We start from the raw sequence: 22,227 nt of genomic DNA, 5'->3' as shown, positions 1-22,227 counted from the left end.
CACCGAGAGTGCGGGAGCCCGTTCCGGGTTTCCCTGGAGCAAGTTAGAGGAGTTGAACCAGGGAGGTACTTAGTTCGCCGGAGGGGTAAGGACTCCGTCGATCAGGTAAACGGTGGCGTTGGCCGTCTGCACGCCGCCGCAGATCACCTTGGCGCCGTTGACCATCAGGTCGTCGCCCGAACCGGTGATCTCCACGTCGCCGCCCTGGACCGAGGTCTGGGTGGTGCCTTCGAGGTCGGCGGGAAGCATCCGGCCCTCAACGACGTGGTACGTCAGGATGCTGGAGAGCATCTTCTCGTCGGTCTTGAGGGTCTCGACGGTCTCGGCGGGCAGCGCCTTGAAGGCCTCGTCGACCGGTGCGAAGACGGTGAACTCGCCGCCGTTGAGCGTGTCAACGAGGTCGACGTCGGGGTTCAGCTTCCCCGAGACAGCCGCGGTGAGCTGGGTCAGGATCGGGTTGTTCGATGCCGCGGTCGCAACGGGGTCCAGTGCCATTCCGGCTACCGATCCGGCTCCGTCGGGTACCTCCGCGGCGTAGTCGGCGCAGCCGGGTCCCACGAGGTTCGCTGCGGGATCCATTGCCTCGCCCGATGCCTCGGAGGACATCGAATCTGTGGCTTCCGGTGCTGCTTCGGAGCTCATGCTCTCGTCTGCGGGTGCTGCTTCGGAGCCTCCGGAGGCTTCCTCGCCGCCGCCACATGCCGTCAGGCCGAGCAACGCGATTGCTGCGATCCCGAGTGCTGATACATTCCTGCGCTTTGTAAGTTCCATGACTTTTTCTCCTAATACGCGAGACCTGCTGGGGTGCACTGATGGGCTAGCCGCTGTGTGGAACACATCATGTCGATGTCTCGGAAGTACTTCGATCACGGGGGATCTCGGGATGGGTCGGCTGGAGAAAAAAATCACGACGACGAACGCGGTGCGGCGCAACCGACCTGCATTCCGGAACGGCCGCACACGCAAAAGCACCCCGGTCCTAAGACCGGGGTGCCTGGCTTGATGAGTCGGAAGTGCGCAAGGGGGGACTTGAACCCCCACGTCCGAAGACACTGGAACCTAAATCCAGCGCGTCTGCCAATTTCGCCACTCGCGCGCCGACGCCTGCCGAAGCAAAACGTCAGGCTCAAGTGTACGCGAATCAGTCGAGGCCAAGGTCCCGCCGCAGCTTCGCCACATGGCCGGTGGCTTTGACGTTGTATTGCGCCAGCGCCACGTCGCCCGACTCGTCAACGACAACGGTTGACCGCACGAGGCCCTCATATGTCTTGCCGTAGTTCTTCTTCTCGCCCCAGGCGCCCCACGCGTCGGCAACGGCGTGGTCTTCGTCCGAGAGCAGCGGGAAGTTGAGCTGCTCCTCGTCCGCGAACGCGCGCAGCTTCTCCGGCGAGTCGGGGGAGATGCCGACCACCTTGTATCCGGCTCCGGCGAGGGAGGCGAGGTTGTCACGGAAGTCGCACGCCTGGGTGGTGCACCCGGGGGTTGCGGCCGCCGGGTAAAAGTACACGACAACCTTCTGCCCCTTCATTGCCGAGAGCGACATCGAGTTGCCAAACGCGTCAGTGAGCGTAAAGTCGGGAGCATGATCTCCAGCCGACAGTCGTTGTGTCATTAAGTTCCTCTTATTTGGGGTCCGCTATCGGTTCACTGAAAACTACCAGTACGCCTAGTTATCATATGGGGACGGGTCCACGCCATCCCGGCGCGTTGACCAGCTTAGCGAGAGGGAGTGCACTGTTTCATGCCGGATCTGGAGCAATGGCCAACCGGCCGACTGCTGACGACGGCGGCTCGCCTTGTTGAGCACGCGTGGAACGAGCGGTTGGTGGACATTGGGGTCACGCACGCCGGAGTCATCGCCTTGGGTGTCCTGGCATCCCAGGGCGCGATGACCCAGGCGAACCTCGCCCAGATTGTCCGCGTGCAGGCGCAGACAATGGGCAAAACCCTCTCGCGGCTTGAAGCGCGCGGCCACGTTGCCCGAGTGCGCAACGATCTTGACCGGCGCTCCCACCTCGTTTCGATCACCGCTGCCGGCCGCGAGGTGCTTGAGCGCGCCGACGACATCGAGCGCACCCTCGTCGCCGGAGGCGGTCTGGTTTCCGACGAGCTCCGCACCCACCTGCAGAGCGTCATCAAGGAACTTGGCGCTCCCCGCTGGAACTGGGCCGCTGCTGCGGCTTCGCCTGCGGTGGCTGCGGTGCTTCCCGAGGACGCCGTCACGGGCCCCGAATCCGCAGGGCCCGCGGCCTCGGTCACAAACTAGGGCGCTCACGTTCAGGAACCCGGAAGGGTTCCTTCGGCGTGCCCTGGCGGCCTCCGGTTCGGTCCTTTCCGCGCCGCCGGACGGGGCCTCACGGCTCCCGGGCGGCCCTTCGGACGGCGCCGAACCGCACAGTGGCGGGCGGTAGAACGCATACTCCATTCGAAAAGAAAATAGAAGATTTTTTGGGGTAGGGATTTCATAAAAGTCGTTGCGAGGTCACCGGGCTCATGGTTCCTTGAGGAAGTCAGGCGAATCCCAGCGACCCGGAGATCAGCATGTCGAAACCCCGCGCCACGGGCCACCTTCCGCAGCCGAACCAGCACGCTCCTCGCTCCGACAGACCGCTTCGGAACGCCCTGCAGGATGACATCGCCCTGCGGCATCTTGGGATCGCCGAGTCGGTTGCGCGGTCCTTCTCCTCCTTCGGGCCCGACGCGGCCGATATCCGGCAGGTTGCCTACCTCGGCCTGATCAAGGCGGTGCAGCGGTTCAATCCGAGCCGGGGCGTGCCGTTCGCCTCGTTCGCCGTCCCCACGATCACGGGTGAGATCAAGCGGTACCTCAGGGACTGCTGCTGGGTGATCCGCCCGCCGCGCCATCTCCAGGACCTCGGCACTGAACTTGCCCGCGCCGCCCCGGCCATGGCTCAGCGGCTGGGACGGGAGCCGACCCCCGCCGAGCTCGCACGCGAGCTGGGCGCCGAGGAATCGGCGGTGAGTGAAGCCCTCACCTGCCGCACCAGCCGGCGCCCGGAATCCCTCGATGTGCCGTTCGAGGGCCGCAGCTGGGGAGACACGCTGCAAAGCGATGACGACCGCATCGAACGCACCGACGAAATCCTTTCCCTGCGTGCCGCGGTGAACGCGCTGACGTCGGCAGAAAAGGAACTGCTGTACCGGCGGTATTTCAAGGAGGAGACACAGCAGCAGATCGGCGAGCATCTCGGCATGACGCAGATGCAGGTTTCCCGGAGGCTCGCACGCATCCTCGTCCTGCTGCAGCGGCAGCTCCTCGGAGCCGCGCCCGGCACTGCTTCGTCCTTGGCCGCCGCACGGGCACGGGGCGAAGTGGAAAGCGATGCGCGCATCGCCTGAACGGCGCCCTCACGACACGCCGAGGCGGTGGGAGGCCGCGAGCACCTGCTCGACCGTCACCGCCAACAGGGCAGGGTCAGGTTCCGCGGAGAAGGTGTGGCCAAGCCGCAGCGACTCGTCGGTCAGCACGATGTGGGGCCCCGGAGGCGGGCCCCATTCCTCGACCGGTGCAGGACCGAACAAGACAACGGAGGGCGTCCCGTAGGCGGACGCGAGGTGCGCAGCCCCGGTGTCTGCCGAGATGACGAGGGCGGCCGAGGCGATCAGGGCGGCGAAGCGGTCAAGAGGAAGTTCACCAGCCGCCACCGAGCCCTCCGGCAGTCCCGCCGCTGCCGCGACCGCGAGGGCCCGCGGGCGCTCGGTGGTGCTTCCGGTCAGCAGGACGCGGTGGCCGGCGCCGGTCAGTGTGCGGGCCACGGCGGCGAACCTCTCAACCGGCCAAAGTCGGCTGCCGTACGCGGCTCCCACATGGATGACCACGGCGCCGGGGGCGGGGCTCGGGGCAGCAGGAACCTCGAGGCGGTTGTCCAGGGGGTCGGCCGGGATCCCGTGCCACGAGACGAGGCCGGCCCACCTGGCGCGTTCATGGACGCCGTGGCGCCACCGCGGCCCATGCCACCCGGGGGCCCTGTGGCCGATCCGGCGGGCGGGCCGGATCTCCTCGATCCGGCTCCGGCTCTCCCTGCCGTTTCCGTGAAGGTTGACGGCGATGTCGACCGATCCCGGGGCGACCGCGAGCGGTTCGTTGAGGCCATGGGTCGGCAGCAGCTCGTCCACGCACCCGGTCAAGGCCACGATCGGGGTGAGCCAGGCCTGGGCCGCGTAGCGGATGTGGTGGTCGGGAAACGCGCGGCGCAGCCCCCGCAGCGCGGGGACGGCGACGAGGAGGTCACCGAGCTTCAATGCGCGCAGGACCAGCAGCTCCGGCCGGCCATGCGGTGCGGGCCGGTGCGGGAAGGCGGCGTCTTGAAGCATTCCAACATCTTGCCAGAGGCCCCCGGACGGCGTCCCGGAGTACCTGAAGAGAAGAAGAAGTTCCCCCGGAGGTGTTTAGCACCGGTGCTTCTCGGGAACAGTGCCAGTATGACCACCACGGATGCCGAGGGAGGAACCGCGCCGAAAGCGGTCCTCTTTGACCGGGACGGGACGATCGTCGTCGACGTGCCCTACAACGGCGACCCCGACAAGGTCCGCTCGATGAGCGGGGCACGTGCCGTACTCGACGCCCTGCGCCTCAAGGGGATCGCGGTGGGTGTTGTGACCAACCAGTCGGGGATTGCGCGCGGCCTCCTCGACCGGGAGCAGGTCGACGCCGTCAACGCGCGGGTTGAACAGCTCCTCGGGCCGTTCGCGGTGTGGGAGGTCTGCCCGCACGACGCATCGGATGCCTGTGCCTGCCGGAAACCGCAGCCCGGAATGGTGCTCAGCGCCTGCGCCCGCCTGGGGCTCGATCCGTCCGAGGTCGCCCTGATCGGCGACATCGGGGCGGACGTGGACGCGGCCCACGCCGCAGGAGCCGTAGGGGTCCTCGTCCCGACGGTCCACACGCGTCCCGAAGAGGTCCGTGCCGCGCCGCGGGTTGCCGGCACCCTGGCCGGTGCGGTCGAACTTCTCTGGCGGGCGCAGTGAGCCGGCGCGTGCTTGTGGCCCGGCTCGACAGCGCCGGGGATGTCCTGCTCGCCGGGCCGGCGGTCCGGGCGGTGGCCGCGGGCACCGGAGGGCGTTCCGCCGAAGTGGTGATGGTGTGCAGCAGACACGGGACACCGGCCGCACGCCTGCTTCCCGGTGTGGCCGACGTGTTCACCTGGGAAGCGCCGTGGATCGTTGATCCTCCTCCGAGCGCCACCCCCGGGCACGCGGCGGCCCTTACCGCCTACGCCGCCGGATCCGGAGCCGATGAAGCGGTCATCCTCACGTCCTTCCACCAGTCACCACTGCCGCTCGCACTGCTGCTGCGCTTTGCCGGGATCTCCCGGATCACTGCCGCCTCCGTTGACTACGCGGGTTCCCTGCTCGACGTCCGGCTGAAGCCGGGCGAGGACTTCCCCGAGGACCAGCCCGAAGCCGAACGCGCCCTGGGGATCGCCGCCGCCGCCGGATATCGGCTACCTCCCGGCGACGACGGACGGCTCCAGGTCACCGGCCTTCCCGCGGTCCCCGCCGAAGTGGGGCACGGCCTCTACATTGTTGTGCATCCCGGAGCCGCGGTGCCCTCACGGGCCTGGCCGCCGCTTCACCACGCGGCAGCGGTCGAGCTGCTCACCGCCGCCGGCTACCGGGTGGTGGTCACCGGCGGGCCAGGCGAAACGGACCTCACGGCGACCGTCGCGGGGCCCGAGGCGCTCGACCTGGGCGGCCGGACGGACCTCGCAACACTCGGCGCAATTGTGAAGGGAGCATCGGCAGTGATCACCGGCAATACCGGTCCGGCCCATCTCGCTGCCGCCGTCGGCACGCCGGTTGTAAGCCTCTTCTCCCCGGTCGTCCCGGCGGTCCGCTGGGCGCCCTACCGGGTGCCTGTCGAACTGCTCGGCAATCAGGGTGCGCCCTGTGCGCACACACGGGCCAGGGCGTGCCCGGTCCCCGGCCACCCCTGTCTTTCGGAGGTCGCTCCGGCCGAGGTCGTTGAGGCGGTGCAGCGGCTGACGGCGGGCGTCTCCTCGTTGGTCTCCCGCCGCAGCCTGGGCCGGGCCACAAGCACCGCGCCACGGGCGCGGGGAATGGAGCGGGAATGAGGATCCTCCTCTGGCATGTCCACGGCGGCTGGACCGACGCATTCGTGCGCGGCCCCCACACCTACATCCTGCCAACGACGCCGGACCGGGGCCCGTGGGGTCTCGGCCGGGCCGGCCGCGACTGGCCTGCGACTGTCATTGAAGCGGCGCCGGAGGAGCTGGCGGAGATCGACGTCGACGTCGTGGTGCTACAGCGCACCGAGGAGATCGCCGAGTGCGAGCGCCTGCTGGGCCGCGCTCCGGGCCGGGACCTGCCTGCCGTTTTCCTTGAACACAACACCCCCAAGGGGAACGTCCCCAACACGTGCCACCCCCTGGGCCGACGCGACGACATTCCGGTTGTCCACGTCAGCTACTTCAATGAACTCTTCTGGGACAACGGGGCCGCACCGACCACGGTGATCGAACACGGAATCGTCGACCCCGGCCCCCTCTATACCGGAGAGCTCGAGCAGCTGGCGGTGGTGGTCAACGAACCGGTCCGCAGGGGAAGGGTGACCGGGACCGATCTGCTGCCCCGCTTCGCCGACCTCGCGCCCCTTGAGGTCTTCGGGATGGGCACGGCGGACCTGCCGCGCGTGCTCGGTCTTGGCCCCGACGTGCTCCGGATCGGCGGCGACCTTCCCACCGCAACCCTCCACGCCCGGCTCGCGCGTTCGCGGGTCTATCTTCATCCGCTCCGGTGGACGTCCCTGGGACTGGCACTGCTTGAGGCGATGCACCTGGGCATGCCGGTGCTGGCCCTCGGGACAACCGAAGCCGCCCGGGCGGTTCCGCCCGAGGCCGGCGCCGTCTCGACCAACATCGAGGATCTCCGCACAATGGCCGTCCGGCTGCTTGCGGACCCGGACGAAGCGCGTTCCAGGGGAAGAGCGGCAAGGGCGGCCGCCCGTGAGCGATACGGCCTGGGGCGCTTCCTGAAGGACTGGGACGAGGTCCTGGCCCGGACGGCAGGGCGCACCAGCGCCATGGCAGGTACCGAAAGGAGAGCGCAGTGAAGATATCCATGGTGTCGGAACACGCGAGTCCGCTGGCGGCGCTCGGGGGAGTTGATGCCGGTGGGCAGAATGTCCACGTTGCCGAACTTTCCCGGGCACTTGCGCGGCGCGGCCACGACGTCACCGTCTATACACGGCGCGACGACCCCGGACTTCCTGCCCGGGTGCGGACGGGGCCGGGGCTTGAGGTGGTGCACATCGACGCCGGCCCGGCGCGGCCGGTCCCGAAAGACGAACTGCTGCCCTTCATGGGCGAACTTTCGGAGGGAATCCTCGAGGACTGGGGAACGGCGCCCCCGGCCGTGGTCCACAGCCACTTCTGGATGTCGGGCATCGCCGCGCTCGAGGCGGCGGCCCGGAGCCGCACGGCGGGACGGCCGGTTGCCGTTGTTTCGACCTTCCACGCGCTCGGTGCGGTGAAGCGCCGCCACCAGGGGGCAGTTGACACAAGCCCGGCCGAGCGCATCCGCCTCGAGACCCGGATCGGGCAGAGCGCCGACCGCATCGTGGCGACCTGCAGCGACGAAGTCTTCGAGCTCAGGGCACTGGGCATCCCCGGCGGGCGTGTCTCGGTCGCCCCTTGCGGCGTGGACCTTGACCTCTTCACCCCCGCGGGGCCAAGTGAGGCCCGGGGCCGGCGGCACCGCATCGTGTCGGTCGGCCGCCTCGTCCCGCGCAAGGGGATGGACCTTGTGATTCGGGCATTGCGGATCCTCGGAGACAGCGGCATCACCGACATCGAGCTTGTGCTGGTGGGCGGTGCGGGCAACTCCGAGCGCCTCGACGAAGACCCCGAGGCTCAGCGCCTGCGCTCTCTTGCCGCGGAACTTGGAATTTCGGAGCAGGTGATCCTGCGCGGCCAGGTGGGCCGCGAGGAGATGCCGTCCGTGCTGCGCAGCGCCGACGCAGTCGTGTGCGCGCCCTGGTATGAGCCGTTCGGAATCGTTCCCCTCGAGGCCATGGCGTGCGGCGTCCCCATAGTGGCTGCGGCGGTCGGAGGCCTCGTCGACACGGTGGTCGACGGGCGCACCGGGCTCCACGTTCCGGCTCAGGATCCGGCGGCCATTGCCGACGCCGTGATGGAGCTGCTCGCCGAGCCGGAATGGGCATTGGAGCTGGGAAGGAACGGTCACCGGCGGGTCAGTGCACGCTACTCGTGGGCCCGCGTCGCTGCCGAAACCGAAAGGGCATACCACCTCGCCCTGCGGGAGGTGGAACAGCCCGGCGAGGCCGCGGGTTCGACGGCAGGGCGGAGGCGCCGCCAGGCGGAGGCCGACCGGTCCCCGGCGCGGTCCCTCGAGCGTACGGGAGGGCGGGCGTTATGAGTGCGGATTCGGTGAGCCCGACCGAAGCCCTCGCCACCTCGCTGTGGGAGGGGCCCATCGGAGATCCGGCGTCGGCCGCGCCGCTGGAGGCGGTGATGGACCACCTTTGGGCGGTGGTACCGGCGCTCGATTCGCTTGTCGCGGAAGCCGGGCACCTCGCGCAGTGGGGAGTGGAACTGGCTCAGCGTCTCCTCGGGGGAAGCCGGCTCCTTGCGGCAGGGAACGGAGGTTCAGCCGCGGAGGCCCAGCACCTCACCGCGGAACTCGTTGGGCGCTTCGACGGCGAGCGCGAACCGTTCTCGGCGATCTCGCTGCATGCCGAAAGCTCAGCCGTGACCGCCATCGCCAACGATTACGGGTTCGACCAGCTCTTCGCACGTCAGGTACGCGCGCACGGCAGGCCCGGCGACGTTCTGGTGCTTCTGAGCACCAGCGGGAAAAGCCCCAACCTGCTCAATGCCGTCAACGCGGCCCGGCAGGCGGGCATCACCACGTGGGCGCTGACCGGCGGGGCACCGAACCCGCTGGCCGCGTGTGCCGACGACGCAATAGCCATCGAGGCCCGGGCGGCCAACGCCCAGGAGGGCCATCTGATCGCCCTCCACGCCATCTGCAGGGCCTTCGACTCGGAGGTCCGCCGCTGCCGAGGAGGTGCGCAGTGAAGATTCTCGTGGTCGGGGACGTGCTTCTCGACGTCGACCTATTCGGTGACGCCAGCCGCCTCTCGCCCGATGCGCCGGTTCCTGTCGTCGACATCGACGCGGTCCGGCGCCGTCCGGGAGGCGCCGGGCTTGTTGCGCGCATGCTCCACATGGACGGGCACGACACCGAGCTGGTCACGGTCCTCTCCAACGACGACGCCGCTGCCAGGCTGCGTGCCGAGCTCGCCGGTATCCGGGTGACCTCGGGTGACTCGGGCGTGCCGACTCCAGTGAAGACCCGGGTGCGCGCCGCCGACCACCCGGTCGTCCGGTTCGACGAGGGATGCGGCGAGGTGAAGGTTCCCGCCTGCACCGAAGCGATGGCCGCCTCCCTCGACCGCGCCGAGGCCATCGTCGTCGCCGATTACGGGCGCGGACTCCTTCACAACGAAGACCTGCGGGCGGCACTCTCGCGCCAGGTGGGCAGGGTGCCGATCGTGTGGGATCCCCACCCTTCCGGTGCGGAACCCATCGCGGGCACCACCGCGGTGACGCCGAACTTCGCCGAAGCGCTGCGTTTCGAGCCGGTCACCGGCGACCGCACCGGCGCCGCGGCCGAGGCGGCGGAGCGGTTGCGGACGCGGTGGCGGGCCAGTGCCGTTGTCGTAACGATGGGGGAGCAGGGGGCACTCGTGTCGGCCGGTGATGCGCTGCCGCAGGTGGTTCCCGCCCCGAAGATCTCCGGGGCCGACCCGTGCGGGGCAGGGGACCGCTTCGCCGCAGCGCTCGCGGTGGCACTCGCGCAGGGGCAGGGGATCGATGTAGCCGCGCAGGCAGCAGTCGCCGCGGCAGCGGGCTTCCTGGGCGCCGGCGGTGTCGGTTCGCTCCTCGCCGGAAGGGCGCCGGAGCCGTTGAGGGTCTCCGGCCTCGACGCGCTCACCGCCGCCCGCCGCACCCGCGAGGCCGGCGGCACCGTGGTTGCCACGGGCGGGTGCTTCGACCTGCTTCACGCCGGGCATGCCCGCACCCTGGCCGCCGCCCGCGGGCTCGGTGACTGCCTCATCGTCTGCCTCAACTCCGATGCCTCGGTGCGCCGGCTCAAGGGGGAATCCCGGCCGATCATGCAGCAGGAGGACCGGGCGGAACTGCTGCTGGCGCTGGAATGCGTCGATGCCGTCTTCATCTTCGATGAATCAACCCCCGAAGAAGCCCTTGCCCGCCTGCAGCCCGACATCTGGGTCAAGGGAGGCGATTACGCAGCGGCGGACCTTCCCGAGGCGCGGCTCATGAGCACCTGGGGCGGAAGAACCGTCACAGTTCCCTACTATCCGGCCCGCTCCACCACCAAGCTCGCGGCCGCGCTCGCGAAGGTCGGCTGAACCGAAAGGAAACACAGCATGGAGGAAACAACAGACAAGGCAGTCCCAGCCGCCCGGCCCGCTAACGCCGCAACACCTGCGGCCCGGTACAACCCCGGCAGGGTGCTCGTCACGGGAGGCGGGTCGGGACTTGGTGCGGCCGTCGTGCAGGCCGTCCTTGCTGCGGGCGGCACCCCGGTCGTCCTCGACCTCGACATCAGCCGGGTCGAGGGGGCCAAGGCATTCGAGGTGGATGTGGCAGACCGCGGCGCGGTCACCTCGGCCGTCCGCCAGGCCGGTGAAGCCCTCGGGGGCCTCGATGCCGTCGTCACGGCAGCCGGAATCGACCGCTGCGGCAAACTCGAGGACGTCCCCGCCGAGCAGTGGGAGAAGGTGATCGGGGTCAACCTGCTGGGCACCGTCTCCACAGTGCGCGCCGCCCTTGAGTACCTCAAGCCCAGCCACGGACGGGTGGTCACCATCGCCTCCACCCTGGGAATCCGGGCGGTGGGCGATGCAACGGCTTACTGCGCCTCGAAGTTCGGCGTCATGGGGTTCTCCTCAGCGCTCGCCGCGGAAACCGCGGGAGAGATCGGTGTGACTACGATCATCCCCGGTGGGATGAAGACCCGGTTCTTTGATGACCGCGACGAGCAGTACAAGCCACAGGACGATTCCCGGCTCAACGATCCGGAACGGGTGGCGGAGGCGGTCCTCTTTGCGCTCTCGCAGCCGCGGGGATGCGAGGTGCGTCAGATGCTCATCTGCCACGAAGAAGAAGGCTCGTGGCCGTAAGGTCCCGCACGTCGGCGTGGACCGCATCGGGCTTGACCGACGCGACGAACGAGCCGTCGTGCTCGCACCGTTCAGCGGTCCAGCCGACCTGGGTGACGTCCCGTCCGCATTCAGGGCAGCTCGTCACCCAGGAGAAGTGGAGCCGGTGCAGGGTCCGGCCCATCGCCCCCGCGTTGATGACGTTGCCAATCCAGTAGATGCCGACGGTCGGAGTGCCGACGGCCTGGGCGAGGTGGCGTGGGCCGCTGTCATTTCCCACCATCACGGCGCTCGCCTTCAGCACGGCAGCGAGCTCGTCCAGCCGGAGGGATCCGGCAGCCGAACGGATCGATCCCTCGGGCACCTGCGCGAGGCTCAACTGGACGATCTCCTCGGCCGCCGCGACGTCGCTGTCATCCCCGACAACCAGGACCTGGCTTCCGTCGGCAGCCACGAGGGCAGCAAGTTCCGCGAAGGACGCCGCCGGCCAGCGCCTGCGCGGATCGGTTGCCCCCGGGTGGATCGTTACGAGCGGCGCATGGCCGTCCACCCACCGGCCGGCTGCAGCCAGTTCCTCCCGACTCACGCTCAGCCGGGGCTCGAGCGAGCGCGGCGCCGCTCCCGCAAGCCCGGCCACCTCGAGGCCCCGGAACACCTCGTGCTGGTAGTACACGTAGGGGATGGTCCGTTCAAGCGCTGCAGCGTCATCGGTGCGGGTTCCCACGGTGTGGCGCGACCCAAGGCGCAGCAGGAACGGATTCGAGTTGCGGCCTCCACCATGCATCTGCACCGCAAGGTCGAACTGCTCCGCCTTCATCCTCTCGAAGAAGTCATCAACCGCTGGCGGGTCCGCGGGTCCGGGACGCACGCCATGGGAAACCGGCAGGATTTCGACCCTGGAGATCGGCCCGGGCCTTCCCGTGAAGAGCGCGTGGTGGAGCGGGGTTCCGAGCAGGGTGATTTCGGCGTTCGGGTAGCGCCCCTGCAGCGCGTCGATCCCGGGCAGGGCGAACAACACGTCACCGAGCCCGCCTCCCCGCAGCACGGCGATGCGCTCAACGTTGTCGAAACCCGGCAGCACTGGCCCCACAAGCCGTGCCTCCTCGCGCATCCCTCCAAAGGACGCCGACGTCATCTGGTCCATTCGCCTCTCCTCCTCTTGCCGCTGATGGAAACCATAGGGTCAGGCGGGCCGGGCCACAATTTCTTAATCCGGTCCAATCCAGCCGTGTAAATGCGCGATGTCGGGGTATTGGAGTAGCAACCGTGCGGGGTGCCGCCGCGGTTGGACGACGTCGAGGAGCGCAATGAGCACACACTCCACCGCCACCTTCCGGGCCAGTTCCGTCGAAGACTTTCCGGCAATCTCGATCAGCGACCCGCGGGACGGCAGCGAGGTCGGGACGCTGCTGTCCTCCACACGGGAGCAGGCGTCGATCGCCTTGTCGCTGGCCCGGGCGGTGCAGCCCGAGTGGGCGGCGACGGACCCTGCCGCACGGGGACGGATGCTGCGGAACGCCGCAGCAGCGCTCGCCGCCGGGGCGGGCGACCTGGCCGAGTTGAACGCCCGCGAGACGGGGCGGCCGGTACAGGAGGCGCTGGCAGGCATCGGCGCCGCGGTGTCGACCCTCGAACAGTATGCGGAGCTGGGACCGCTGCACCGCGGCCACAGCCTGCGGGGTTCGGTGCTCGCCTCGGACTACACGGTGGTCGAGCCGCGCGGCGTCGCGGTGGTGCTGACCCCATGGAACGACCCGGTGGCGGTGGCTGCCGGACTGCTCGGCGCCGCCCTGGTCACCGGGAACACCGTGGTCCACAAACCGAGCGAGCGCTGCCCGCACCTTGGCGTCCGGCTCGGCGAACTGTTGGCGCCGTGCTTCCCCAACGGTGTGCTGATCACCCTGACCGGCGGCGCCGGGCTTGGTGCCCTGCTCACCACCCAGGCGGGGGTTGACGTTATTGCCCACGTCGGTTCGAGCGCCGCTGGGGAGCGGATTGCGCGCGCTGCTTCCCTCACGGGGTGCCACGTGGTGCGCGAGAACGGCGGCAACGACCCCCTGCTGATCGACGCCGACGTCGATCCGGTGTGGGCGGCCGAGCAGGCAGCGACCGGCGCGTTCAGCAACAGCGGCCAGATATGCACCGCCGTCGAGCGCATCTACGTCCACACGGACATCGCCAAGCCCTTCACCGAGGCCCTCGTAGAGCAGGCGCGCACGCGCAACGCCGGAGGAACCCTCGCCCCGCTCGTCGATGCGGAGCTGAGGAGCGAGGTCCACGGCCAGGTTTCCGAGGCTCTCTCACGCGGGGCGCTCGTCGCCGAGGGCGGTGAGGTGCCGGCAGGTCCCGGAGCCCACTATCCCGCAACAGTGCTCGTGGGGTGCACCGACGCCATGACGGTCCTGAGCCAGGAAACCTTCGGCCCTGTTGCCCCGGTGTGCGTCGTCGAAAGCTTTGCGGAGGGGCTGGAGCGTGCCGCGGCCGGCAGCTACGGACTCGCCGCCACGGTGCTCACCTCGACAATCGCCAACGCCCAGCGCGCCGTCGCCGCCCTCCCCGTCGGAACAGTGAAGGTCAACGCCGTGTTCGGCGGGGCGCCGGGAGGCTCGGCCCAGCCCCGCGGCCGCAGCGGCAGCGGGTTCGGATACGGTCCGGAGCTCCTCGATGAGTTCACCCTGGTCAAGGTCGTGCACATGGGCGCGCCCCCAACGACGAGAAGCGCGTGAACCACCTCAACGATGTCCGCGGGCTCGCAGCCTGGGTTCCGCAGGCCATCGCCGACTCCTCTCCCTTGATCACCATCGTGGGCGACGCGATGCTCGACGGGTGGTGGAGCGGAACCATCGAACGCTTCTGCCGGGAAGCCCCCGCCCCTGTGGTTGACCTCGAGACCCGCACCTACGCCCCCGGCGGAGCAGCAAATACCGCTGTCAACCTCGCGGCGCTTGGGGCACGGGTGCGCCTCTGCGGTCTCACTGGCTCCGACGAGGCGGGTGACCGCCTGCGCGGGCTCCTCGCCGGGTCGGGGGTCGACGTCCGCTTCCTCATCGACGACGAAAGCGTCGGCACCACCACCAAGTACCGGATCCTGGGCGGGGACCAGGTGCTGCTGCGGCTCGATGACACACCCCGCTTCATTCCCGCGGCGGCGACTGCCCGGCTGGCGGCGGTCGTTGCTGAAGCAGCGGCCGGAAGCGACGCGATCCTCGTCTGCGACTACGGAACCGGGCTGCTTCGTGCCGGCGTGCGGGAGGCACTCGCCGCCTCGCGGCAGGACCGGCTCACGGTCATCGACGCACACGACCCCGCGGCGTGGTCCGGGCTGCGCCCCGACATCGTCACCCCCAATGCGCAGGAGGCCGCCCGCCTCCTCGATGTGAGGCTCGACCCGCGCGGCGACCGGGCGGCCGACGTCCTCGGGCACGCCGACCAGCTCCTTGAGGCGACGGGAGCCGCCGCCGTCGTCGTGACCCTTGACCGCGACGGTACGGTGCTGGTGGCCGGTGACGGCGAGGAGCACCGTACCTGGGCCCGGCCGGAGACCGAACGGCAGGCATCGGGGGCGGGGGACACCTTCGTCGCGTGTCTGACGGCGGCCCGTGCGGCGGGTCTGCCGCTCACAACCTCGCTCGACCTGGCGCAGGCGGGCGCCGATGTGGTGGTGCGCCGCCCGGGCACCTCCGTCTGCTCCACCGACGACCTCGCCGCGCACCTGGGGAGCTTCGGTACCACGGCGCTCGACGCCGGGGAACTCCTGCGCCGGGTCCGGAAGGACAGGGCGGATGGAAAGCGGATCGTGCTCACCAACGGCTGTTTCGATGTGCTGCACCGCGGACACACCGGCTACCTGAACCAGGCCAAGCAGCTGGGGGACGTGCTTGTTGTGGCGGTCAATGACGACGCCGGAGTGCGGCGGCTCAAGGGCCCGGACCGCCCGATCAACCCCGTGGCGGACCGTGCCGGAGTGATTGCCGCACTGAGCTGCGTCGATTACGTCACGGTGTTCGGCACGGAGACCCCCGTGCCGCTCATCGAAGCGCTGCGCCCGGATGTTTACGCAAAAGGCGGGGACTATTCTCCCGAGATGCTCGCCGAGACGGCCGTCGTTGAAGCCTGCGGAGGGGTGGTGCGGATCCTCGACTACGTGCCCGAACACTCGACGTCGGCAGTGGTGCGCAGGATCCGTGCCACACCCGGCCCCGCCGCCCGGGGCGCTCAATGACCCGCCGATGGTCGGGGTCATGGTCTGTCTCCGACAGCTCGGCCGAGCCGCAGGTCGACGTGCTGATCCCCTCATTCGAGCGTCAAGGAGAGCTGGCCGTCACGCTCGCCGGCCTCGCGGCGCAGGACGCCCCGGCCTTCCGGGTGATCATCAGCGACCAGACCGAGGGCGCCCCGGCCACGGAGCACCCGGCAGTCTCGGCGATGGTCCGCGTCCTTCGAGCCCAGGGAAGGCCCGTCGAGCTGAAGCGGCACCTGCCGCGCCGGGGACTTGCAGAGCACCGGCACTACCTCCTGGGCCTGTCCCGCGCGCCGTTCGTACTGTTCCTCGATAACGACGTGTGGCTCGAACCGGGGACCCTCCTGCGGCTCAGCCAGGCGCTGCGCAGCGCCGGCTGCGGATTCATCGGATCAGCCGTCCAGGGGCTTTCCTACCTGCCCGACACCCGCCCGCACGAACTCGGTCCCCTCGAATTCTGGGAAGACGGAAGGGTTGAACCCGAACGGATCCGACCGGGCTCCCGGAGCTTTGGGCGCTGGACACTGCACAACGCCGCCAACCTCGCACACGCCGCAGCGGAGCACGAGGTCGAACCGGGACGGTGGCTGCTGTACAAGGTGGCGTGGGTGGGCGGCTGCGTGCTCTTCGACCGGCGGGCGCTTGTCGACTGCGGTGGGTTCGATTTCTGGGAGGAAATTCCGCAGTGGCATGCCGGTGAGGACGTCGCAGCCCAGTGGCGGGTGATGGAGCGGTACGGCGGAGCCGGAATACTCCCCTCCGGAGCCGTCCACCTCGAGTCACCGACCACCGTCGTGGAGCGGGACGTCGACGCCGCAGCGGTGGTTCTCCGGCAATGAGGAACACGCCAAGCACAACACCACGGCCGGCACCTGTTGGCACAAGGAAAGGAAGAATCAATGGCAAATCCAAGTCCCATCGACATCCAGAAGGCGCTCGGGGGAATCGACTACCCGGTTTCGAAGGCGAACCTCGTCAAGCACGCCGAGCAGTCAGGGGCGGGCGACGAAGTGTTGAAGACGCTGAAGGGGCTGCCGGACCGGGAGTACGATTCCCCGACCGACGTCAATAAGGAAGCATCGAACTGATGCTTTGATGCCCTGACTGACTGACTGACTGACTGACTGACTGGCTGCGCGCCGCGGCACGGTCGGGATTGCGCGGCCGTCCTCCCGTCTGCCTTCCGAAAGCACCCGATGTTTCGTCGGCGGGGCTGCATGCCTTTGGTGCCTTCATCACGGCAGACAGTGCTGGAATAACGCGGGGGAGGAGCCGGGCGGTGTCGGGAATTACATAACGATGCGGTAACTGATCAGGGTGCTGGTCATCTATGCTGGGGTGCTGGCGGAGGACGCCCGGCCTACACCCCCTGCCTTTCCGCGGACGGGACAATCGGGGCGGACTCCAGCCAACCCGGCTATTTCCGACTCCCGAGGACCCGATGTGAGCAGCAACCTGTTGAACCACGCCGAAGGCGGGGTGTCAGACAGGCCCTTGCCGGCACGCCGGGGCTCGGCCCCCGCGTCAACGAACCGGACGTACCGGCCCGAGGTGCAGGGCCTGCGTGCAGTCGCCGTGCTGATGGTCGTGACCTACCACGTGTGGTTCGACAAGGTCTCCGGCGGCGTGGACGTCTTCCTGCTCATCTCGGCGTTCCTCATGACCCTGACCTTCGTCCGGAAGGTCGAGTCGGGAGCACCGCTGGGCCTGAGGCGGCACTGGGTGCGGTTGTTCAAGCGGCTGCTTCCGGCGGTTGTTGTGGTTCTCCTTGGCACCCTTGCCGGCACCGTGGCGTTCGTTCCACGTTCGAGGTGGTCCCCGATCCTGGAGCAGATGTGGGCCTCGCTCTTCTACTTCCAGAACTGGCTGCTCGGCGCTCAGGCCGTCGATTACAGTGCCTTCAATCAAAGTACGGCGAGCCCGCTCCAGCACTTCTGGTCGCTGTCCATCCAGGGCCAGGTGTTTCTCCTTTGGCCGCTCCTCTTCGCCGCTGCCGCCCTCCTCGCCCGGCTCTCGGGAATCGGATTTCGGCGCCTGACAGCCGTGCTGTTCGGGCTGGTTTTCGCGCTCTCCCTTGCCTTCTCCATCTACGAAACGAACACCAACCAGACCTTTGCCTACTTCGACACCCGAGCCCGGTTGTGGGAGTTCGCTCTTGGGACGCTCCTGGCACTGGCGCTGCCCTACCTGCGGCTGCCCCGCGGAGCCCGCATCGCGGCAGGATGGCTCGGAGTCGCCGCGATGCTATCAGTTGGATTCTCCCTCGACGTCGAACGCGGATTCCCGGGCTACATCGCACTCTGGCCGCTCCTTGCCGCGGCCCTGGTCATCGTGGCAGGTAACACGGAAAGCCGGTTCGGTGCCGACAGGTTCCTCTCCGCCAAGCCCCTCGTGAAGCTGGGCGACATTTCCTACGCCCTGTACCTCTGGCATTGGCCCATCCTGGTGATCTTCCTCGTCTACCGCGAGCGGGAGGCGGTAGGTCCGCTGGGTGGAGCCGCAATCATCGCGCTCTCGCTGGTCCTGGCCTACGTGACGACCCGGTTCATCGAGACGCCGGTCCGGAACCGGTCGAAACCCGGTGAACGGCGGCTGCGGAGCCTGCTCGGAGTCCTCGTATCCCTCGCGATCGTCGCCGCCCCAGTGGCCGCACTGCAGGGCGGGCTCACCCTTGAGGCGCAGCGGCTGGCGGCCCAGGCCGACAAGGACAATCCCGGTGCCATGTCCCTGCTGCCGGGATTCGTCGACCGCTCCTCGGAGGACGCGGCCCTCATCCCCGATGTCACCCGCAGCAAGGACTGGCGCGTCCTCAACGAAAAATGTCCCGAGGAGATTCGGCCGACCCAAAGCAAGGCGACAGCCGGTGCCTGCCGGGCCGCGCTCACCCCGGGGACGCCCGATAAGACGATCCTGGTGATTGGCGACTCCAAGGCCGAACAGTGGCTCGGAGCAATCCTCCCGATGGCCGAAAAGCGCAACTACGAGGTTCGGACGCTGGTGTTTGGCGGTTGCCGGTACGGACTTGAAGTCGAAGGTGTTCCGGCCGCGTGCAACGAGTTCAATGCCGCCGCAACGGCGTACGCAGTCGAGACCAAGCCCGACGTCGTGCTCACCCTCGGCACCACCTCCGAGTACGAAACGCCTGACGAGCGCGCCACTACCGGCCTCGATGAGGCTGCCCGGCTCCTGCGCGACGCCGGTGTTCCCCTGATTACCGTGCGCGACAATCCGCGGTTCCCCTTCAACGTGATGGAGTGCGCGGAGCGCAACGGGGAAGACTCGCCCGAGTGCTCGGCACCGCTTGAGTCCAAGCTCGCCGCTGACGCCCCCCGCCTCGACGAAAAGAAGGCCGGGGCGGAGGTTCCGCTGCTCGACATGACCGACCTGATCTGCCCGGAGGGAATGTGCCGGCCGGTCATTGGCAACGTCTATGTGTATCTCGACCACAACCACCTGACGGCCGACTACGTGAGGACGATGGTTCCCGCGTTCGAGAAGCGGTTCCACGCGGCCCTGGACTGGCCGCTCGGGAGTTAGGCGGGTCCGGGTGGACAGCCACGACCGGATGAAAGGTGCAACCCCTGTGAGTTTTGTGACAGGGGTTTCATATGTGAAAGTTCTGCCGTAGGCTCCGCGAGGGGGATTGCGGATCGGTGCAACCCCTTCGTTCCGCCCGGATCGGGCCCGAACCCGAGGATACGCCTTGAGCAACCCACCCCGTTTATTGGCCGGCCTGACGGCTGCCACCATCGCGGCGCTGGTTTCAGCGTTTGCGTTCGTCCCTGCGGCCGCCGCCGTTGACGAGACCCCCCTTACCGTTCCCTCCCCGCCGCGCTCCGAGAGCTCGCCGGAACGCCAGAAGTACGACCGCTTCATCGTCAAGTTCGATGCGAAGAAGGACAAGCCCGGCCGGGCCCTTGCTTACGGGCGGACGGCGAAGGAACTCGGCGTCAGTGTCCGCGAACTGCGCACAACCGGCACCGGGGCCCAGATCGTCACGACCGGGGAAAACCTTTCAGGCGCCGAGGCCGACAAGCTGATGGACCACCTGACGGCGCAGGACGGCGTTGCCTATGTCGAGCCGGACATCCTGTTTCAGCCCACCGAACTGAACGATTACTATGGCGGGCTGCAGTGGAACCTGTACGACGCCGCTACCGGCGTTCGGGCACCCTCGGCTTGGGAGGTTACGCGGGGGAGCGGATCCGTCGTCGCCGTCATCGACACCGGAATCACCGTTCACGCCGACCTCAGCGCGAACGTGCTTCCCGGGTATGACATGATCTCCGATCTCGCTGTGGCGAGGGACGGAAACGCGCGCGATGCGGACCCGAGGGACGAGGGCGACTGGTACGAGGCTTATCAGTGCGATGGGTACCCCGGAGAGGCGGATTCCTCCTGGCACGGGACCCACGTTGCAGGGACGATTGCCGCTGTTGGCAACAACAGCAGGGGCATCGCGGGCGTTGCGTATGAGAGCAAAGTTCGACCGATCCGGGCCGTTGGCGCCTGCGGTGGCCGGCTTTCCGACATCTTCGATTCGGTCATCTGGGCCGCGGGAGAAACGGTCCCAGGGGTTCCCCTTCTCGGAGACCCGGTCGAGGCGATCAACATGAGCCTTGGCGGGTACGGTGCATGCCCCGCCACAGCACAGGCCGCAATCAACATTGCCTACAGCAAGGGCATTCCGGTCATTGCAGCGGCGGGCAACGAAGACATGCCCGCCGCAGATTCCGCTCCTGGAAACTGCGACCATGTCATCACCGTCGGGGCAAGCGACCCCGTCGGTAAGCGCGCCTACTACTCGAACTTCGGACCGGAAGTCGATGTGATGGCGCCCGGGGGAGACTTCGATTACACACCCCGGGGCGAAGATTCCGGCGGCATCCTGGCCCCATTCAACGCCGGGTTGCGGGCTCCTGCCGGTCAGGGGTATGCCCACGCGGAGGGCACCTCGATGGCAGCACCGCACGTGGCAGGCACTGTCGCGCTTATGCGCAGCTCGAACCGGGCACTCACTCCGGACCAGATCGAAGCCAAGCTCAAAGCGACGGCCAGGCCGCTCTCCGCGCCCTGTCCGGAGGGGTGCGGTGCGGGTCTGGTCGACGCGGGTGCGGCCGTCAAGGGAATCCTCACCGCAGGTACTCCAACGATCAGTGGAACCGCCAGGGTCGGGGCCGCGCTGACGGCCGCACCGGGCACCTGGGGTCCGGCTCCGGTCACGCTGAGCTACCGGTGGTACCGCTCCGGGGTTGCGATCAGCGGGGCCTCAGCGACCAGGTACACGCTCACCGCGGCCGATCTCGGCAAGCGGATCACCGTGCGTGTCACCGGATCGAAGCCGGGGTACACGGCCACCGGCAGGTATTCCGCAGCCACGGCAGCGGTTGCTCCAGGGACGCTCACCGCAGGTGCTCCGTCGATCAGCGGAACAGCAAAGGTCGGTGCCGCCCTGACGGCCCTGCCCGGAACGTGGGGTCCGGCTCCGGTCACGCTGACCTACAGTTGGTTCCGCTCCGGTGTTGCAATCAGCGGAGCATCGGCCGCAAGGTACACGCTCACCGCCGCCGACCTCGGCAAGACAATCACCGTCCGCGTCACGGGATCGAAGCCGGGCTACACGGCCACCGGCAGGTATTCGGCAGCCACGGCAGCGGTTGCTCCCGGGACGCTCACGGGTCCCACGCCGACCATCACCGGCACCCTCAAGGCGGGATCCACCCTCACAGCCAATCCCGGGACCTGGACCTCGGGAACCACCCTCAAGTACCAGTGGTACCGGTCAGGAGTGGCCATCTCGGGGGCAACAGGGAAGACCTACACCACCTGGAGCGCCGACCGGGACGACACGCTCAAGGTTAGGGTCACCGGCTCCAAGACCGGCTACACGACAAGGAGCGTCGACTCGGCATCCACCGCAAGGATCACCTGAGGCTCCGCGCAGCTGCCGCCTGAGCGGTCTCCCGGAACCGGGGGAGCACTCGGGCGGCAGCGCTGTGCCTGCCCATGACGGAATCTCCGCCGGTCCGGCCGGAAGCGCGACGAGGAAACTGTTCCCGGTAGCTTCGTGCAACCAACCCCACCTAGCACTGACGCCGGCGCTGGCACGGGCAGGGTGGGCTGTCGCGCATTCCGGCGCTGCCGTTCATCGGCCTTCCGATCGCGCCGAGCAGCGGGTGCACTCGCTAGTGAGTTCCCTGCACTGCCATCCTGCCGAAGAGAACCTATCCACAAACTCCACCACGTGGTGGGTGGCGCGTTGGCAATCGGCGCACACCCTGATGGCGGACTGCAGGCGTATCGCTTCCATGCCGAAAAGGGTAGGACCTGCCAACCGTGTGAGCTTCCACCGTTTTCGAGGGCGGAGAGCCCTTGCCTAGGGGCGTTGTCTGTGCTTGCCGTCGTGGGAAAGTGGGACGGCGAACCGGCGGCAGGTTCGGGTGCTGGCCGGCGCGCGGGTCATGGTCCCGCCGGTCGCCGTCGGCTGTCAACCTTCTTTGTGCCCCCGGCTGCCCCGCTGTGCCAAGGGCGAGGCACCCTTAGAGTGGAAAACGAGTTCGAGGCGGACTCTGGAGCAACATATCGATAGGAGCCCGCCATGAAGAACCCCCTGTTTCGGCTTGCCAAGTCCGAGCACTCCTCGTTTATCATCATCGGAATCAGCGTGGTCCTTGGCCTGCTGATATCCGGCACCATCCTGTTTATTCGGTACGTCGTCCCGGTGCTCGACCAGTTCGTTCCGGTTGTCGCCCAGTCCAGCGGCGGCTAGGCGTCCGCCGGGTCCACCCCGGTCCAC

General features: G+C 68.3%; 20 protein-coding genes and 1 tRNA gene. 16 read left to right on the top strand and 5 right to left on the bottom strand.

Annotated features, from left to right (window positions below; genetic code table 11):
* Window positions 1-69 precede the first annotated feature (69 nt).
* The 3 genes from AC4D2R_RS07050 to bcp all read right to left on the bottom strand — a co-directional run bounded on the left by AC4D2R_RS07050 (window position 70) and on the right by bcp (window position 1,612).
* Window positions 70-771 carry a fasciclin domain-containing protein gene (locus AC4D2R_RS07050; protein ID WP_490938798.1) on the bottom strand — a complete coding sequence of 234 codons (702 nt, stop codon included), beginning with the start codon at window positions 769-771 and terminating at the stop codon, window positions 70-72.
* A gap of 243 nt (window positions 772-1,014) precedes the next feature.
* Window positions 1,015-1,096 (bottom strand) — tRNA-Leu (locus AC4D2R_RS07045).
* A gap of 45 nt (window positions 1,097-1,141) precedes the next feature.
* Entirely contained in the window at window positions 1,142-1,612 is a 471-nt protein-coding gene (gene bcp / locus AC4D2R_RS07040; RefSeq protein ID WP_490899894.1) for a thioredoxin-dependent thiol peroxidase, read from the bottom strand.
* Window positions 1,613-1,741: 129 nt separating this feature from the next.
* On the opposite strand from bcp, the gene AC4D2R_RS07035 reads away from it, so the two are divergent.
* Window positions 1,742-2,266, top strand: a complete 525-nt coding sequence (locus AC4D2R_RS07035; RefSeq protein WP_490899895.1) for a MarR family winged helix-turn-helix transcriptional regulator — start codon at window positions 1,742-1,744, stop codon at window positions 2,264-2,266.
* Between the two features lie 275 nt (window positions 2,267-2,541).
* Window positions 2,542-3,360: a sigma-70 family RNA polymerase sigma factor gene (locus AC4D2R_RS07030; RefSeq protein ID WP_490938796.1), complete on the top strand. Its 819-nt coding sequence runs from the start codon at window positions 2,542-2,544 to the stop codon at window positions 3,358-3,360.
* 9 nt (window positions 3,361-3,369) lie between these two features.
* Here the strand turns inward: AC4D2R_RS07030 and AC4D2R_RS07025 are convergent, their stop codons facing one another.
* On the bottom strand, window positions 3,370-4,335 hold the full coding sequence (locus AC4D2R_RS07025; protein WP_490938794.1) for a glycosyltransferase family 9 protein: 966 nt from the start codon (window positions 4,333-4,335) through the stop codon (window positions 3,370-3,372).
* Window positions 4,336-4,443: 108 nt separating this feature from the next.
* Here AC4D2R_RS07025 and AC4D2R_RS07020 point away from each other — a divergent pair, with 108 nt between their 5' ends.
* The 7 genes from AC4D2R_RS07020 (at window position 4,444) to AC4D2R_RS06990 (ending at window position 11,212) form a co-directional block, all read left to right on the top strand.
* Window positions 4,444-4,989 carry a D-glycero-alpha-D-manno-heptose-1,7-bisphosphate 7-phosphatase gene (locus tag AC4D2R_RS07020; protein ID WP_490938792.1) on the top strand — a complete coding sequence of 182 codons (546 nt, stop codon included), beginning with the start codon at window positions 4,444-4,446 and terminating at the stop codon, window positions 4,987-4,989.
* On the top strand, window positions 4,986-6,095 hold the full coding sequence (locus AC4D2R_RS07015; protein WP_490938790.1) for a glycosyltransferase family 9 protein: 1,110 nt from the start codon (window positions 4,986-4,988) through the stop codon (window positions 6,093-6,095). Before AC4D2R_RS07020 ends, AC4D2R_RS07015 begins: the two co-directional genes overlap by 4 nt.
* Window positions 6,092-7,093: a glycosyltransferase gene (locus tag AC4D2R_RS07010; RefSeq protein ID WP_490938788.1), complete on the top strand. Its 1,002-nt coding sequence runs from the start codon at window positions 6,092-6,094 to the stop codon at window positions 7,091-7,093. The genes AC4D2R_RS07015 and AC4D2R_RS07010 overlap by 4 nt, the downstream gene beginning before the upstream one ends.
* The gene (locus AC4D2R_RS07005; RefSeq protein ID WP_490938786.1) at window positions 7,090-8,418 is read left to right on the top strand and encodes a glycosyltransferase; all 1,329 of its coding nucleotides are present in this window, start codon (window positions 7,090-7,092) and stop codon (window positions 8,416-8,418) included. Before AC4D2R_RS07010 ends, AC4D2R_RS07005 begins: the two co-directional genes overlap by 4 nt.
* A 95-nt stretch (window positions 8,419-8,513) precedes the next feature.
* Window positions 8,514-9,080, top strand: a complete 567-nt coding sequence (locus AC4D2R_RS07000; protein ID WP_490939074.1) for a D-sedoheptulose-7-phosphate isomerase — start codon at window positions 8,514-8,516, stop codon at window positions 9,078-9,080.
* A complete protein-coding gene (locus tag AC4D2R_RS06995) occupies window positions 9,077-10,438 on the top strand; it encodes a PfkB family carbohydrate kinase (RefSeq protein WP_490938784.1) in 1,362 nt (453 codons plus the stop codon). The genes AC4D2R_RS07000 and AC4D2R_RS06995 overlap by 4 nt, the downstream gene beginning before the upstream one ends.
* Before the next feature lie 18 nt (window positions 10,439-10,456).
* Complete coding sequence (locus AC4D2R_RS06990; RefSeq protein WP_490938782.1) at window positions 10,457-11,212, top strand: SDR family oxidoreductase; 756 nt, start codon at window positions 10,457-10,459, stop codon at window positions 11,210-11,212.
* Here the strand turns inward: AC4D2R_RS06990 and AC4D2R_RS06985 are convergent.
* A complete protein-coding gene (locus AC4D2R_RS06985) occupies window positions 11,178-12,335 on the bottom strand; it encodes a glycosyltransferase family 9 protein (protein WP_490938780.1) in 1,158 nt (385 codons plus the stop codon). The genes AC4D2R_RS06990 and AC4D2R_RS06985 overlap by 35 nt on opposite strands.
* A gap of 163 nt (window positions 12,336-12,498) precedes the next feature.
* Between AC4D2R_RS06985 and AC4D2R_RS06980 the strand changes: the two genes are divergently transcribed.
* The 7 genes from AC4D2R_RS06980 (at window position 12,499) to AC4D2R_RS06950 (ending at window position 22,200) form a co-directional block, all read left to right on the top strand.
* The gene (locus AC4D2R_RS06980; RefSeq protein ID WP_490938778.1) at window positions 12,499-13,917 is read left to right on the top strand and encodes an aldehyde dehydrogenase family protein; all 1,419 of its coding nucleotides are present in this window, start codon (window positions 12,499-12,501) and stop codon (window positions 13,915-13,917) included.
* The gene (rfaE2, locus tag AC4D2R_RS06975) at window positions 13,914-15,413 is read left to right on the top strand and encodes a D-glycero-beta-D-manno-heptose 1-phosphate adenylyltransferase (RefSeq protein ID WP_490938777.1); all 1,500 of its coding nucleotides are present in this window, start codon (window positions 13,914-13,916) and stop codon (window positions 15,411-15,413) included. The genes AC4D2R_RS06980 and rfaE2 overlap by 4 nt, the downstream gene beginning before the upstream one ends.
* The gene (locus AC4D2R_RS06970; RefSeq protein ID WP_490938775.1) at window positions 15,410-16,270 is read left to right on the top strand and encodes a glycosyltransferase; all 861 of its coding nucleotides are present in this window, start codon (window positions 15,410-15,412) and stop codon (window positions 16,268-16,270) included. The genes rfaE2 and AC4D2R_RS06970 overlap by 4 nt, the downstream gene beginning before the upstream one ends.
* Before the next feature lie 60 nt (window positions 16,271-16,330).
* Complete coding sequence (locus AC4D2R_RS06965) at window positions 16,331-16,519, top strand: DUF2795 domain-containing protein (protein ID WP_490938773.1); 189 nt, start codon at window positions 16,331-16,333, stop codon at window positions 16,517-16,519.
* 355 nt (window positions 16,520-16,874) lie between these two features.
* Window positions 16,875-18,968, top strand: a complete 2,094-nt coding sequence (locus tag AC4D2R_RS06960; RefSeq protein WP_490938771.1) for an acyltransferase family protein — start codon at window positions 16,875-16,877, stop codon at window positions 18,966-18,968.
* Window positions 18,969-19,134: 166 nt separating this feature from the next.
* Entirely contained in the window at window positions 19,135-21,363 is a 2,229-nt protein-coding gene (locus AC4D2R_RS06955) for a S8 family serine peptidase (RefSeq protein WP_490938769.1), read from the top strand.
* Window positions 21,364-22,029: 666 nt separating this feature from the next.
* Complete coding sequence (locus AC4D2R_RS06950) at window positions 22,030-22,200, top strand: hypothetical protein (protein WP_490938767.1); 171 nt, start codon at window positions 22,030-22,032, stop codon at window positions 22,198-22,200.
* Window positions 22,201-22,227 lie beyond the last annotated feature (27 nt).

This window comes from Arthrobacter sp. TJ-217 (assembly GCF_058269255.1).
Note: the sequence above shows the minus strand (reverse complement) of the source record. Positions and strands in the feature narration are given on the sequence as shown.